The following is a 14416-nucleotide window of genomic DNA, read 5'->3' as shown; positions in this document are numbered from 1 at the left end:
AAGAATGGCACATAAAATTTTAGTAGTAGACGATGCGATGTTTATGCGAACGATGATTAAAAACTTATTAAAAAGTAATGCTGAATTTGAAGTTATTGGCGAAGCAGAGAATGGGGTAGAAGCAATTCAAAAGTATAAAGAACTTCAACCTGATATTGTAACATTAGATATTACTATGCCAGAAATGGACGGGCTTGAAGCATTAAAAGAAATTATTAAAATTGATTCAAGTGCAAAGGTTGTTATTTGTTCTGCAATGGGACAACAAGGTATGGTATTAGATGCAATTAAGGGCGGGGCAAAAGACTTTATTGTAAAGCCATTCCAAGCGGATCGTGTAATTGAAGCTTTAACAAAAGTAGCAAATAGTTAATATAGAAGGGGTGCCACAAGGAATCAAAACAGTGATAGCGGATCGACGTGTGGCCCCCTTTTTTCTCATTGTAAAACACTAAATTGTTATACATAAATGAAATGTTTGTTAGACAGGTAGGGGATAAAAATGCAAACAGATCTATTAAATATATTTTTCGAAGAGTCAGAAGAACATTTACAGTCGCTAAATGAAAATGTGCTAGTGTTAGAACAAAATCCTGCTGATATGGATGTTGTAGGAGAAATATTCCGATCCGCCCATACATTCAAAGGTATGTCTGCGAGCATGGAATTTACGGAAATGGCTGATTTAACGCATAAGATGGAAAATGTGTTAGATGAAATTCGTCATGGAAATATAGTTGTAAATGCGGATATTATTGATGTGATTTTTGAGTGCATTGATAATTTGGAGAAGATGGTTGCAGATGTGCAACAAGGTGGAATGGGCAATATTGATGTAGCCTCAACTAAACAGAAATTAGAAGCATTATTGAACGGCAATGTAGAAACTCCTACGGAACATATAGAGCAAAATCATATAGACACCGATGATGGAGTTTCGCATGAAGTGCATATAACAGTTGAACAGCAAGCGATTTTAAAAGCAGTACGTGCCATTATGTGTATTGAAGCATTGCAAAATGTAGGGAATATACAAAAAACAGCTCCGAGTATTGAAGAAATTGAAGCAGATGCTTTCGGATTTGAATTTACAGTATTTATGGATACGGATTGTAGTATAGAAGAGTTGAAACAAGTAGTACTTCATGTTTCTGAAATTGAGAAAGTGGAAGTAAAGCAAGGAGAATCTATATCGAAGGAAGTAGCTTCTAAAAAAGTCGTTACACAAGAAGTTGTGCAAGTAGAAGAAAAGCTACAACCAGCTGTGGCTACGCAGGTAGAATCACCAATAGAGGCAACGAATCAACCTTCAAGTGCTATGCCAGCTAAAAGTACTACAAAAACGAAAAATGCTAAAGTGGAGAATCGTTCAATTCGTGTTCAATTAGAGAAAATCGAAAGATTAATGAATATGTTTGAAGAAAGTGTAATTGAACGTGGGCGCATTGATGAATTGGCTCAAACGATTCAAAACAAGGAGCTAATTGAACATTTAAATCGATTAGGCGATATTTCAAAAGATATTCAAAATGTACTATTAAATATGCGTATGGTACGTATGTTAGCGAAAGATTTAGGGAAAAAAATCGATTTACAAATTACAGGTGAAGATACTGAAGTAGATAAAATTGTTATTGATGAAATCGGTGATCCGCTCGTTCATTTAATTCGAAATGCAATCGATCACGGTATTGAAACTGTTGAAAAACGACGTGATGCAGGTAAAAATGAGACAGGTACGATTAAATTAGAAGCCTTTCATAGTGGAAATCATGTCGTTATTCAAATTACGGATGATGGAAACGGTATTAATAAAGGGAAAGTATTAGAAAAAGCGATTAAAAATGGCGTTGTAACTGAAGCAGATGCGAATAGATTAACAGATCGTGAAGTGTTTGATCTTATTTTCCAACCGGGATTTAGTACAGCTGAAGTTGTATCAGATCTTTCAGGACGCGGTGTCGGATTAGATGTTGTAAAACATACGATTCATAGTTTAGGTGGACATTTAATTATTGATTCTGAGGAAGGAAAGGGAAGTACATTTAGAATTGAACTTCCATTAACGTTATCTATTATTCAATCTATGCTTGTTCAAACGAATGATAAGCGTTATGCTTTACCTCTTGGAAATATCGTTGAAGCAATTCGAATTAAGAGAGAAGACATCCAATCCTTACAAGGAAAAGATGTATTAAATTATCGTAATCAAATTATTGAAGTGAAACATTTAAGTACTGTATTTGGTGAAAAAACAGTAGATGAGGCGTTTGCGTCATATGATGGTCAAATGGTTCCTGTGTTAATTGTTCGTAACACACATCGCAGCTATGGACTTATTGTAAACACAATTATCGGTCAAAGAGAAATAGTCTTAAAGTCATTAGGTGACTTCTTTGCAGAGAGTTCTAACTATTTCTCTGGTGCGACGATTCTCGGTGATGGACGAGTGGTCCTCATTTTAAACCCAGAAGGTTTATAATAGGAATGAAGGAAAGCTCCCCACTTGTATACAATTGGGGAGCTTTTTGGCTAATCGTTACGAATCTAATAATGGGATACATAGTAACGTTTTATACTAATGAGTTTGCTAAAATAAAATAAGAGTTTATATTATTTGATAGAAAAACAGAAATGAGGAGGCAGGGAAAATGCCTGAGCAACACACAAAAGGGGATACGAGCACGATTGTGCTAGAAAAAGAAAATGAGCATTTAACGCCCCAAGAATGCGATATTCTTGGCGAAATTGCAAATATATCATTTGGTTCAGCTTCGACTGTATTATCAACAATTTTAAATAGGCAAGTAAGCATTACTGCTCCTCGTATAGAGTTGGTAGATTTATATGATTCAAGAGATGTCGAAGTTCCACATGTTGTATTAAACATTCATTTTACAAAAGGATTAGATATGGAAAACCTTCTTGTTCTTAAGCAAGATGTTGCATTGTCCATTGCTGATTTAATGATGATGGGAACAGGTGAAGTCGAGGACGGAAAAGAACTTGGTGAATTAGAGCTAAGTGCTGTACAAGAAGCGATGAATCAAATGATGGGATTCGCAGCTACATCTATGTCGGAATTCTTCCAAGATACAGTAGATATGTCTCCGCCGACGATTAAAGTTGTAAAGTTATCAGAAGAAATGGAGAAAATCTCTGAAATCGATGGGAATCATACAATTGTTAAAGTATCGTTTGATTTAAAGATAGATAATCTTGTAAACTCTAAACTTGTACAAATTGTTTCAGTTGAGCATGCGAAACAAATGGTAAATAAATTAATGCAATTATCTGGTGGAGTAGAAGAAACAGACGAACCAGCAGAAGTAGTGGAAACTGAGATTGTAGAAGAAGTTGAAAAAGAGCATTTAACACAAGAAGAGAAAGATGTGCTTGGTGAAATTGCAAATATTTCAATTGGCTCCGCTTCAACAGTATTGTCAACGCTTTTAAATCAGCCAGTTACAATTAGTACACCAAATGTGGAAGCAATCAATGTTCGTCATTATGATGGAGTACCAGTACCATTTGTTATTTTAAATGTCGACTTTGTTGAAGGGCTAAAGAATGAGAATGTATTCGTATTTACGAAAGATGTTGCCTTAACAATGGTAGATTTAATGATGATGGGAACAGGGGAAGTTGACCCAGAAAAAGAGCTTACTGAATTAGAACTGAGCGGTATTAAAGAAATTATGAACCAAATGATGGGTCATGCTGCTACGGCGATGTCAGAAATGTTTCAAGAAAAAATGGACATGACGCCGCCAAATGTTAAATTTGTAACGTTAAAAGAAGAAATGGAATATTTGGGAGAGTCAATGGAAGTGGACGAACTCGTTCAAATTACGTTCAATCTTGAAATTGGCGATTTGCTTCAATCGAAGATGTATCAAATTTTGCCAATTTCCGAAGCAAAAGAAATGGTAAGGCGACTTCTGTATCCGATGGTGGAAGAAGAAGAGATTGCCACAGAAGAAATTGAAGAAGAAAAAATTGTAGAACCAGTTGTGCAACCTATTGAATTTAAAGAAGTAAAACAAATGGAACCAGTATATATGGACACGTCCATTCTACAAAATGTAGAAATGAACGTGAAATTTGTATTTGGAAGTACAGTGAAAACGATTCAAGATATATTAAGTTTACAAGAAAATGAAGCAGTTGTACTAGATGAGGATATTGATGAACCGATTCGTATTTATGTAAATGATGTATTAGTGGCGTATGGTGAACTTGTAAATGTAGATGGATTTTTTGGAGTAAAAGTGACGAAATCACTATAAGGCATTGAAATAGGAGTTTGAACTAGTAGATGAAAAACGTAAAGTTTTTTCTAATGAGTTGGCTATGCATACATGTGTGCTTGTTCTTCCCCTTGCAAAGTCAGGCTGAGGAACAAATTGAGTCAGATCAAAAAATAAATGAAGTGAATGTACAAGAAGAAAATAAGGAATCTCAAGAATCGTCAGAACAAGTGGAAACGAAGCAAGATGAAGAGAAACAAAAAGAAGCAGAGCAACAAGAAGTAGAACAACAAGAAGTAGCAAATAAACAATTGAATGAAAGAAAGATAGAAACGGAACAGGGAATTATTACAGTAAATAAGCCGGAGCTTAAAGTTGGCGAAGAAGTGCGAATTGCTGTAGAACCAAATGGGAAAAACATTCAAAGTATGAAAGGTATATTGCAGCTACAAAAAAATGGCGAGCAATATGCGCAAGAAAGAATACTATCTTTTGAGTATGATGAAGAAACGAAGAGCTGGGTTGCTAACTATAAAGCAGGGAATTTTGATTTGCAAGGTGATTGGAATCTTCAGCTCGTTCAAAGTTACAAAGAGAATGAGAAAGAAGAAATCGTAAAAAATGAAGTGAAAGTCCCGCTCATTCGTATTAAAAATGAAACGCCAACTATAGATAAAGAATTGCCAAAGTTACAGAAAGTTACTATTGATGAAGTAAAAGAGAACTTAGTTGAACGAAAACAGGGAGATTCTATACATATACGAGTAAAAGCGTCAGATATAGAATCGGTTGTAAAAGAAGTGCGCGTTACATTAAAAGGGAAAGAAAATAAAGAGCTTTCGTTTTTATTAGACTACAACAAGCATGATATGGATTGGCAAAAAGTATTTGAAATAACAGAAGCATTGCCGGCTGGGCCATACGAATTACTTGTAGAGATAATAGATGCAGCAGGTAATAAACTTGTTGAAGAAAGTGAATATACCATTTCTGTTTTGGCGCCAAAAAACGAAGATGATAAAAAGATAGAAGAGAAAGAGAAAGAGAAAGAAGAGAAATTAGATAATAAACTAGAAAATGAATTAGAAGATAAGAAAGAAAATGAGAAGCAAGAAGATTTGAAAATCAAAAACCCGCTTCTAGAAGAAAAATTGCCGGTTGTTCAAATTCCGAAGCAAGATGAGAAAGTAAATAAGTTTATAAAAGAACCGTTGAAAGAGAAAGAGAAATTTACTTACGTTATAAAAGAGCCGTTCGAAGACAACAAGGAAGTACATAAGGCGAAGGACCAAAAAGAGAAAAATAACAAACAAGTTGTCTCTAAAAAGAAAGAACAAAAAGAAGAAACGAAAGACAAGGAAGAAGAAAAAGGTGAACAGGGAGTACAAGCTTCGGATGTATTTACTATCATGTCAGGTTTGTTCGTACTGTTTTTAGTTTTAAAGAGTAATAAAGAATGGGGCTAATTATTTCATAGTAGTGGAGGCGCTTAAATGGAGATTAAACGTACGACAATTGAAGATAAGACGCTACAACCATTAAAACAGCCTGCAGCTATTTCGGAACATGAAATCCAGAAAGAACGAAAGCGTAGCAATTTAGTGTTTACTGGACAGTCTAAAATTATTTCGAAAAATAATGAGATAGGTATTTTACTTGCAAGTTTAAGTGATGGAAAGATTATGAAGGAAATGCTTTCTAAAGAGATGGATACAGTGTTACAACTTTTTAAAAAGTTACATACGTTATCTGAAGAAGGAAAGCAATCAGAAAAAGTGTTTGAACAAGTAATTAGAAGCCTGCAAGGACTTATTAAGCAGGCGCATATAAAAGAACTTCCTTTGTTAGATGGAACATATGATTTCGCTGAAGTGCAACTATCATTTGGTAGAAAAGTACATATTCCTTTACTAGATGTAAGTGCACTCATCTCTAGAGTGGAAAGTGATTCTTCAGAAGGAAATATAAATTTGATGGTAACGGTTATTACTGCTTATATAACGAAATTGTCTAACGAAACGATTTTAATTAGCGTTACAGACCGCATTGCTAAAGATCGGGATGTAAGTGTATGGAGAGCGCTTGCGGAAATGAACATGACACAATTATCACAGGCATTGAAACAAACGATGCAAGAACATAAATGGTCTATGACGTTTCTTTTTCTCTTCATATGGATTGTCGGTATTATTTTAATTCGAGTTATGTAAAAAGGTCGTCACTCCATTGTGACGACCTCTTTTATATTTTTTCGTAGAAGAATGTATCAAATCGCTGAAGATTGTAACGTTCGGGTGTTAAAATTTGTTCCGTACTACCAACAAATAGTACACCGCCTTTTCGTAAAGAACGACTAAATTTTTCGTAAAGTTTTATTCTTGCTTCTTCTGTGAAATATATCATTACATTACGACAAATAATCAAATCATAATTTGTATCGAATGACTGCATTAAAAGGTCATGTTGTTTAAACGAGACGTTTTGTTTAATGTTTTGATGCAATGAATATAGACCATTCTCTTTTGTGAAATGACGTTCTTTCAAATCAGTAGGTAATTCCTTTAACGAACGTTCCGTATATTGAGCGCGTTTTGCGGTTTCTAAAATATGAAAATCAAGATCTGTTGCTTGAATTTCAAAACGAAATGGAGCTAGATGCTTTGATAAAATTAAAGAGAGTGTATATGGTTCTTCACCAGCAGCGCAAGCGGCACTCCATACCTTTAATTTTCCGCTATTTTGTTCGAGTAATTTTGGTAGTGCTTTCGACTCTAAAGTTTGCCATCGTTCTTTATTTCTAAAAAACTCTGAAACGTTAATTGTAATATAGTCAATAAAATTTAAAAATAAACTTTGATCAGCGCGTAATTTGTTTAAAAAATTAGTGTAGTTTTCGAAGCCTTTTCTCGAAATGAAAGCATCGATTCTACGGCGCATTCTATCTTGTTTATATGAAGCGATGTCCATATTGAATTGTTGTTTAAAACTCGCGATAAAATGATCATAATCTTGTTCAATTATCATATTTACAATGGGCACAATAATGGTATTGTGCCTCCCCCTTTACATCATACGAATTTTTTGTTCAAAGCTTTTTTTCATTTGCTTTTCATGTAATCCTGGTAAATCATAAATGACAGCATCAATACCTGCTTCTTTTGCAACATCGACAGGGATGACAGATGTATGTTTGTCACCATTATAAAAACAGAGAACTAAATCAGTGTCTTCAATAATTTGTTTAACAAAAAACATATAATCTGATCGGTAAATGGAGTCGGAAGGATGATCAAAAGCAACATATTCGGCTCCGTGTTTTTTTAAGTAATCAACGACTTCTTGAAATTCATCTGTTATTGCTGGCAATGGTTGCAGCGTGTAAAGGCATAAATTTTGAGCGAGTCTTTCATTCTCAACGAAAAAACGAAGAACCTCATTTTCAATAGATTTATAACATAATATGTAAATTTTATGTTTGTGAGCATAGTCAGTTAAAAATTTTTTAATTTCTTCTTGATCTAATGCTGTTAATTGATTTGAACCACAAAGGAAAATATTCATAGAATTGTGCCACCTCATGCTAAATTGTAACATATCTTTTATAAAAAATAACTGCAAAATATTACTGTTCAGAGTATAATTATAAATAACTGGATTTTACGATTAAGTTTAGGAAGAAATAAAAAAATAAATAGGTGATATATATGCTACGTTCTATCTCGCATAATCCAATTTTATCGCATATACCGCCTGCTACTCAAATGCCGAAAGAAGCAAATGTCAGGACAGGACTTGCATTTTCGGATAATTTGCATGCAGATCCGAAAAAAGATAAATTGCTAGAACAAATGGAAGCGTTTGTCGATAATATTGGAGAAATTAAAGAGAAAATTGAAATGGAATTAACGCTTGATAATGTAATGGAATACAAAAATACAGTAAAATCATTTTTGAATTTTTACGTTGATAATGTATTGCAGTATAAAGATGTCATGTCTCGTCACCCGCGTTACGGATATTCACAGAAAATGACGATTGTGAAACAGGCAGAAATGGGATTGAATGAATTAGAAGATGTTATGAATTTAATTAATACGAAAACAGGACATTTAGAAATGTTAAATCAAATTGGAGAAATCCATGGTTTAATTGTGAATTTAGTCTTGTAAAAGAAAGGAAGCTATATGTACATACAATTATATGAAAAACTCGTTATTATTCAAAAAGCGTATGAAAATATTCAAGCGCTTGGAGAGCAAATATATGAGAATTTAAAAGATAAAAATGTAAATGCAGTTCAAAAGTTGCAAGTAGAGCAATTGCAGTACATTGATGGTTTAAAAGGGTTATCAAGCTCATTTGAAGAAATGATTGTTCAGTTCTGTAAAGAACAAGGGGTTGAATCGTTTCGTGTAAGTGCGTTATTTTCGTATTTTTCTCAAGAAGAAATTGAAAAAATGGAAGAATTACAAAAAAACGTAACTGAATTAGAAGAGAATGTAAAAATGATTCTTTTGAAAAATCAATATTACTTAAACGTACTATTAAAAACTACAGAAAGTATTGTGGATTCTGTTTCTGAATATAACTTAGAGCGAAACAATAATTCGCAAATCTTTATGAATGAACTATTGTAAAGGAGAAGTGAAACTTTATGAGATTATCTGATTATAATACACCGCTATCGGGTATGTTAGCGGCTCAAATGGGGTTACAAACAACGAAACAAAACTTGTCTAACATTCATACACCGGGTTATGTTCGTCAAATGGTGAATTACGGATCTGTTGGAGCAAGCAATGGTCATACGCCAGAACAGAGAATTGGTTACGGTGTACAAACGCTAGGTGTTGACCGTATTACTGATGAGGTAAAAACGAAGCAGTTTAATGATCAATTATCTCAGCTCTCTTACTATAACTACATGAATTCGACTTTATCACGTGTAGAGTCTATGGTTGGAACGACAGGGAAGAATTCATTATCTAGTTTAATGGACGGTTTCTTTAATGCCTTTCGTGAAGTAGCAAAAAATCCAGAACAACCAAACTACTACGATACATTAATTTCTGAAACTGGGAAGTTCACTAGTCAAGTAAATCGTCTTGCGAAAAACTTAGATACAGTGGAAGCGCAGACGGCAGAAGATATTGAAGCGCATGTTAATGAATTTAATCGTCTGGCTGCTAGTTTAGCAGAAGCGAATCATAAAATTGGACAAGCGGGTACACAAGTGCCGAATCAACTTTTAGACGAACGAGATCGCATCGTTACAGAGATGTCTAAGTATGCAAACATCGAAGTATCTTATGAATCTATGAATCCTAATATCGCGAGTGTTAGAATGAATGGTATTTTAACAGTAAATGGACAAGATACATATCCACTTCAATTAAATAAAGAAAAAGACCCAATGTCAGTTGAGATTTACGGTTCAGAAATCTCTGTAACTAGCGGAGCGATAAAATCAGCGATTGATACGAAAGCGAAGATTGTTGATTATAAAAAAAATCTCGAAGACTTAATGAGTTCAATGAAAAATCAAGTGAATACAGTGATGGGAAAAGATTTCTTCGTTGGAGATTATGCGAAAGAGATGAAGTTAAATCCAGAATTCCAAAAAGATGTTTCGAAAATGAAAATGTCTGCTGAAACAGCAAATAAACTAGCAGCAGTTACAGATGACGATTATAAAGAAGGTCTTTCTTATAAACAAGCATTAGACCAATTTATAGTTCGTGTTGCATCTGATAAAAGTGCAGTAAATGGTTATCAAAAAATTCATGGCGACTTACTAGAAGGTATTCAACAAGAAAAAATGAGCGTTGAAGGTGTAAATATGGAAGAGGAAATGGTAAATTTAATGGCCTTCCAAAAATATTTCGTCGCAAACTCTAAAGCTATTACTACGATGAATGAAGTGTTTGATAGTCTATTTTCGATTATTCGATAAGTGATAATAATTGATTGGAAATATATAAGGAGGAGATAGAAATGAGAGTATCTACATTTCAAAATGCAAACTGGGCAAAGAATCAGTTAATGGATTTGAATGTGCAACAACAATACCATAGAAACCAAGTAACTTCAGGGAAGAAAAATCTTCTTATGAGTGAAGATCCACTTGCAGCGAGTAAATCATTTGCGATTCAACATTCATTGGCGAATATTGAACAAATGCAAAAAGATTTAGCTGACTCAAAAAATGTATTAACACAAACTGAAAATACTTTGCAAGGTATTTTTAAATCTTTAACGAGAGCAGATCAATTAACGGTACAGGCATTAAATGAGCCAAATGGTGAAAAAGAATTGAAAGCCATCGGTGCAGAGATTGATCAAATTTTAAAACAAGTTGTATATTTAGCGAATACGAAAGAGCAAGGTCGTTATATTTTCGGTGGTGATAGTGCAGAAAAGTCACCATTTACAGAAGATGGTACGTACCAGGGTGGACAAAATGATGTGAACTGGCAACTAAATGACGGTTATGAGTTAAAGGCATTCCGTAACGGAGAAGCATTATTATCCCCGGTTATAAAAACGTTAAAACAGATGAGCGAAGCGATGCAAAAAGGTGACCAAAAAGCGTTACAACCGTTATTAGGAGAAAATAAGAAAAACTTAGATGGCATCATTAACCGTACAACTGAAGTTGGTTCAACAATGAACACAATGGAGACGTTTAAAACAATTTTAAGTGAGCAAAATTTAGCGCTTCAAGAAAACCGTAAAGAAATTGAGGATGTTGATTTAGCGGTCGCAATTTCTGACTTGGCATATATAAATGCGACGTATGAAGCGACACTTAAAGCAGTTAGTACGATGAGTAAAACGAGTATTTTAGACTACATGTAATCTACAAGGAGTGAGAAAAATGGCAGGAACAACGATGACAGGTATTGGTGGTAGACAACAAATTTGGAACCTCGGAAATAATATGATCGATACTTCTAACCTAGTAGAATTAGAAATGCAAGCGTTAGATATGAGAAAAACACCATATACGAAAGAAAAGAACGACCTTACAAATGATAAATTATTATATACAAGTTTGAAGTCAGAATTTAGTTCTTTCACACAAACGTTTAAAAACTTAGCGGCTTTTAAAGGGAATGAGAAAAAAGTAACGACAACACAAGACGGTTATATTAATGTAAAAGCAGATGGTGGTGCGATTGCAGGAACTTTTAATATGACAATTACACAGCTCGCGCAACGTCATCAAATAGCTTCTAATGAAATTAAAGATATAAATGCGAAACTTCCTAAAGATGAAACATTAAAACTAGGCGATAAAGAACTAAAAGTAACAACTGATATGACATATAAAGATTTAATTAACAAAATTAATGATGGAGATTATGGTGTATCAGCTTATACACTTGGAAATAAAATTTTCATGACCTCTAAAAAAGAAGGGGCAATGAATGAAATTAAATTAGAAAAGACACCGCCTAATGTACTTACAGATTTGTTTTATACGAAAGTGGAAGGTACAGATGAGAATAATCAACCTACGACAGAAATGAAATTAAATACTATTAACGAAGCGCTAGATGCAAAATATAGTATTAATGGTGTTGAGGGAAAAAGTGATAGTAATACAATTGAAGCATTACCAGGTGTGAAAATTGAGCTATTGAAAGTAACGGAATCAAAAGTGGAAAATAAACCAGAAGATGGAACAGGTACAAATGCAGATCAAAAAGCAAAAGGTATAGATCTAAAATTTACAGTAAATGACTCAAACGTAACAGACGCATCGAATGTTATTAAAAAAATGGTAGCTGATTATAATAAAGCTGTTTCTACAGTAGATATCTTTGCTGGAAAAGGTGGAGCTTTCCAAGGTCAAGCTATTATGCAAAGTGTACGTCAGGCAATGAACAATGTCGTAACATTTTCTCAAGATGGTAATTATTTATTCACATTTGGTATTCAATTAAAGCAAGATGGAACGATGGAAGTTAATGATGAAAAATTAACACAAGCATTAAAAGAAAAACCCGATGCAGCGAAGCAATTTTTCTTTAGTTCTAACGGTTTAGGAAAAATGATGGAAGAACCGCTTGATAAACTATTCGGTGATAAAGGTGTAGTCGGCGAGAGAGTTAAAAACATTGACTCACGTGTAAGTGATTTAGATAAAAAGATTAAAGATATTGAGACGCAAAACTTGCAAAAGCAAGATGAAATCGTGAAGAAGTATCAAAAGCTAGAGAGTACATTGGCGGCGCTTGATAGCCAACTCAAAACAATTAAAGCAATGACAAAACAAAAAAGTGATGATTAATGAAAGTTGAGGAAGTGATCGTATGCAAGCATGGCAACGTTATATGCAAAATGATATTATGACGAGTAATCCGATTAAAAATACAATTTTTATTTATGAAAGATGTATTGTAGAGTTTCGTAATTTAGAAGAACTTTTACATACTTTTAAACTACAAGAAGGGGACGCACTTCTTGAAAAATTAGAACGTATTTTTGAAGAACTAAAGCTTCAATTAAATCCTGAGATTACGAAAGATTTATATGATAGTCTCTATGGTTTATATGATTGGATTAGCATTCAAATTCAAACGATGAAAGTAACGCGTGAAGCGAAAGATATTGATGCAATTGTGAAAGTGTTACAAGATTTAATAGACGGTTACCGCGGAGCACTTGAAAATGAACAATGATATTTATCGGACGTTTGTCAGCTGTTTTAATGAAATCGGTGAATTGCAAGTGTCAGACAGAGAGTTTGCTGAGAAGAGTGAGATGTTAAATCGCTGGATGATGACATTGGATGAAGAAACGCGTGCACAAGTTGCAGCAGAAGTAAGCCCGTTCATTATTAAGGCAGCACAGCATATTCGGGATAAGCAAAAGATTTTGGAAGAAATGATTATGACAAATGATGGGCGAATGAAGGCTAATTCATTTTACGGTAAATATTAATAATAACGTCTGGAAACAGGTTCCCCTTTTAAAAGGGGGTCTATTCCTTCGTTTACATAAAGAACCCGCTGATTGAGGTTTCATTTTATGACTGTGATGAAATAATAATTGTAATCTAAATAATAGAAAAATGGACTTTAGTTTATATATTGAAATGTTCTATAGATTACTGTGTGTATACAGTTTTTTGCATTCTTTTTTATATTTTTATATTTTTCTAAAGACAACAATGAAAAAATGGAATAAAATATGTAAGGGTACATAATAGTAAATATTTTAATAAATGCATATAAGAAAATAAATAATGAAGTGAAACTTCTATCAGTGGATCATTAAGTTAGAAAAGGAAGGGTGTGGAATATGCCAGATTTAGTGAGTGATGTAAGCCATTATATGAATTATTTAGTGACGAAACGAAATACGGTTTCTAGTAATATTGCAAATGCGAATACACCTGGCTATAAAGCACAAGATGTAACATTTGCTGAGCAGATGAATAAAAGTAGTGCATTATATAAAAACAATGCGGCTGATTTAAAGAGTAATCCAGATTTATATCAAACGAATGAAATGCACTTGCCGACAGTAAATACGAAAAATACATATGCAAAGATTCAAACAAAAGCAATGCAAACGAATAAAGACGGAAATAGTGTGGATGTAACGACAGAAATGCTAGATTTAATGAAAGCAAATCAGTTATACGGTATTTCAGTTAACGCAATTAATACACAATATGCAATTAACCAAGCGGCACGCGGACGTTAAAAGTAGAAGGAGAGACAACGGATGTTTCAGGCAATTAATGCAAGTGGCTCAGGACTAACGACAGCGAGAAAGTGGATGGAAGTTACTTCTAACAATATTGTAAATGCAAATACGACGGCGGCTCCGGGGGCAGATTTATATGAGCGTCGTAGTGTGGTGCTAGAATCAAACAATAGTTTTGCAAGTATGCTAGATGGGGCTCCTACTAACGGAGTAAAAATAAAAAGTATTGAAGCAGACAAAACGGAAAATTTAGTGTATGATCCGACGCATCCGCACGCAAATGAAGAAGGATATGTACGTTATCCCAATATTGATGTAACTGCTGAAATGACGAATGTAATGGTTGCTCAAAAAATGTATGAAGCGAATACGAGTGTATTAAATGCGAATAAAAAAATGCTTGATAAAGATTTAGAAATCGGCCGAGGATAAGGGGGAAGATAGTA

At 34.0% G+C, this 14416-nt stretch carries 16 protein-coding genes; 14 read left to right on the top strand and 2 right to left on the bottom strand.

The features are described 5' to 3' along the window. Positions 1-4: 4 nt before the first annotated feature. The 5 genes from B9A45_RS21670 (at position 5) to B9A45_RS21650 (ending at position 6460) form a co-directional block, all read left to right on the top strand. Complete coding sequence (locus B9A45_RS21670) at positions 5-373, top strand: response regulator (RefSeq protein WP_000940568.1); 369 nt, start codon at positions 5-7, stop codon at positions 371-373. Positions 374-502: 129 nt separating this feature from the next. Continuing rightward, the gene (locus tag B9A45_RS21665) at positions 503-2482 is read left to right on the top strand and encodes a chemotaxis protein CheA (RefSeq protein ID WP_084065012.1); all 1980 of its coding nucleotides are present in this window, start codon (positions 503-505) and stop codon (positions 2480-2482) included. Between the two features lie 169 nt (positions 2483-2651). Next, positions 2652-4289: a flagellar motor switch protein gene (locus B9A45_RS21660; RefSeq protein WP_001115014.1), complete on the top strand. Its 1638-nt coding sequence runs from the start codon at positions 2652-2654 to the stop codon at positions 4287-4289. Positions 4290-4318: 29 nt separating this feature from the next. Then, positions 4319-5716 (top strand): transglycosylase, encoded by a 1398-nt coding sequence (locus tag B9A45_RS21655; RefSeq protein WP_084065007.1) that lies wholly within the window; start codon positions 4319-4321, stop codon positions 5714-5716. A 27-nt stretch (positions 5717-5743) separates the two neighbouring features. Then, on the top strand, positions 5744-6460 hold the full coding sequence (locus B9A45_RS21650) for a hypothetical protein (protein WP_000403962.1): 717 nt from the start codon (positions 5744-5746) through the stop codon (positions 6458-6460). A gap of 31 nt (positions 6461-6491) precedes the next feature. Here B9A45_RS21650 and B9A45_RS21645 read toward each other — a convergent pair whose 3' ends face one another. Both B9A45_RS21645 and B9A45_RS21640 read right to left on the bottom strand, forming a co-directional pair. Beyond that, positions 6492-7274, bottom strand: coding sequence for a CheR family methyltransferase (locus B9A45_RS21645; protein ID WP_142263078.1), 783 nt, complete (start codon positions 7272-7274; stop codon positions 6492-6494). A gap of 39 nt (positions 7275-7313) precedes the next feature. Next, on the bottom strand, positions 7314-7811 hold the full coding sequence (locus B9A45_RS21640) for a hypothetical protein (protein ID WP_001020105.1): 498 nt from the start codon (positions 7809-7811) through the stop codon (positions 7314-7316). 143 nt (positions 7812-7954) lie between these two features. Between B9A45_RS21640 and B9A45_RS21635 the strand changes: the two genes are divergently transcribed. The 9 genes from B9A45_RS21635 (at position 7955) to flgC (ending at position 14402) form a co-directional block, all read left to right on the top strand. Next, the gene (locus B9A45_RS21635) at positions 7955-8419 is read left to right on the top strand and encodes a YaaR family protein (RefSeq protein WP_000946323.1); all 465 of its coding nucleotides are present in this window, start codon (positions 7955-7957) and stop codon (positions 8417-8419) included. A 15-nt stretch (positions 8420-8434) separates the two neighbouring features. After that, entirely contained in the window at positions 8435-8887 is a 453-nt protein-coding gene (locus B9A45_RS21630) for a hypothetical protein (protein ID WP_084064999.1), read from the top strand. Between the two features lie 17 nt (positions 8888-8904). Further along, positions 8905-10203 (top strand): flagellar hook-associated protein FlgK, encoded by a 1299-nt coding sequence (gene flgK, locus B9A45_RS21625; protein WP_001239711.1) that lies wholly within the window; start codon positions 8905-8907, stop codon positions 10201-10203. A gap of 41 nt (positions 10204-10244) precedes the next feature. Next, positions 10245-11108 (top strand): flagellar hook-associated protein 3, encoded by an 864-nt coding sequence (locus tag B9A45_RS21620; RefSeq protein ID WP_001266405.1) that lies wholly within the window; start codon positions 10245-10247, stop codon positions 11106-11108. A gap of 19 nt (positions 11109-11127) precedes the next feature. Beyond that, entirely contained in the window at positions 11128-12546 is a 1419-nt protein-coding gene (locus B9A45_RS21615) for a flagellar hook-associated protein 2 (protein WP_084064995.1), read from the top strand. Positions 12547-12568: 22 nt separating this feature from the next. After that, the gene (locus B9A45_RS21610) at positions 12569-12937 is read left to right on the top strand and encodes a flagellar export chaperone FliS (RefSeq protein ID WP_001149516.1); all 369 of its coding nucleotides are present in this window, start codon (positions 12569-12571) and stop codon (positions 12935-12937) included. Continuing rightward, positions 12927-13199 (top strand): hypothetical protein, encoded by a 273-nt coding sequence (locus tag B9A45_RS21605; RefSeq protein WP_001058088.1) that lies wholly within the window; start codon positions 12927-12929, stop codon positions 13197-13199. Before B9A45_RS21610 ends, B9A45_RS21605 begins: the two co-directional genes overlap by 11 nt. 360 nt (positions 13200-13559) lie before the next feature. Then, the gene (flgB, locus tag B9A45_RS21600) at positions 13560-13967 is read left to right on the top strand and encodes a flagellar basal body rod protein FlgB (RefSeq protein ID WP_084064990.1); all 408 of its coding nucleotides are present in this window, start codon (positions 13560-13562) and stop codon (positions 13965-13967) included. 21 nt (positions 13968-13988) lie between these two features. Continuing rightward, positions 13989-14402, top strand: a complete 414-nt coding sequence (gene flgC / locus B9A45_RS21595) for a flagellar basal body rod protein FlgC (protein ID WP_000484680.1) — start codon at positions 13989-13991, stop codon at positions 14400-14402. The last annotated feature ends 14 nt before the right edge of the window (positions 14403-14416 follow it).

Source organism: Bacillus sp. JKS001846 (assembly GCF_900176455.1).
Classification (GTDB): Bacteria; Bacillota; Bacilli; order Bacillales; family Bacillaceae_G; genus Bacillus_A; species Bacillus_A cereus.
This window is presented reverse-complemented; position numbering and strand designations above follow the sequence as displayed.

Excerpts from the sequence above, each read along its gene's own strand:
- B9A45_RS21665 (WP_084065012.1), top strand. The coding sequence starts at position 503 with ATGCAAACAGATCTATTAAATATATTTTTCGAAGAGTCAGAAGAACAT.
- B9A45_RS21650 (WP_000403962.1), top strand. The coding sequence starts at position 5,744 with ATGGAGATTAAACGTACGACAATTGAAGATAAGACGCTACAACCATTA.
- B9A45_RS21635 (WP_000946323.1), top strand. The coding sequence starts at position 7,955 with ATGCTACGTTCTATCTCGCATAATCCAATTTTATCGCATATACCGCCT.
- B9A45_RS21605 (WP_001058088.1), top strand. The coding sequence starts at position 12,927 with ATGAACAATGATATTTATCGGACGTTTGTCAGCTGTTTTAATGAAATC.
- flgK (WP_001239711.1), top strand. The coding sequence starts at position 8,905 with ATGAGATTATCTGATTATAATACACCGCTATCGGGTATGTTAGCGGCT.
- B9A45_RS21630 (WP_084064999.1), top strand. The coding sequence starts at position 8,435 with ATGTACATACAATTATATGAAAAACTCGTTATTATTCAAAAAGCGTAT.
- B9A45_RS21615 (WP_084064995.1), top strand. The coding sequence starts at position 11,128 with ATGGCAGGAACAACGATGACAGGTATTGGTGGTAGACAACAAATTTGG.
- B9A45_RS21640 (WP_001020105.1), bottom strand. The coding sequence starts at position 7,811 with ATGAATATTTTCCTTTGTGGTTCAAATCAATTAACAGCATTAGATCAA.
- flgB (WP_084064990.1), top strand. The coding sequence starts at position 13,560 with ATGCCAGATTTAGTGAGTGATGTAAGCCATTATATGAATTATTTAGTG.
- B9A45_RS21620 (WP_001266405.1), top strand. The coding sequence starts at position 10,245 with ATGAGAGTATCTACATTTCAAAATGCAAACTGGGCAAAGAATCAGTTA.
- B9A45_RS21610 (WP_001149516.1), top strand. The coding sequence starts at position 12,569 with ATGCAAGCATGGCAACGTTATATGCAAAATGATATTATGACGAGTAAT.
- flgC (WP_000484680.1), top strand. The coding sequence starts at position 13,989 with ATGTTTCAGGCAATTAATGCAAGTGGCTCAGGACTAACGACAGCGAGA.
- B9A45_RS21670 (WP_000940568.1), top strand. The coding sequence starts at position 5 with ATGGCACATAAAATTTTAGTAGTAGACGATGCGATGTTTATGCGAACG.
- B9A45_RS21655 (WP_084065007.1), top strand. The coding sequence starts at position 4,319 with ATGAAAAACGTAAAGTTTTTTCTAATGAGTTGGCTATGCATACATGTG.
- B9A45_RS21645 (WP_142263078.1), bottom strand. The coding sequence starts at position 7,274 with ATGATAATTGAACAAGATTATGATCATTTTATCGCGAGTTTTAAACAA.
- B9A45_RS21660 (WP_001115014.1), top strand. The coding sequence starts at position 2,652 with ATGCCTGAGCAACACACAAAAGGGGATACGAGCACGATTGTGCTAGAA.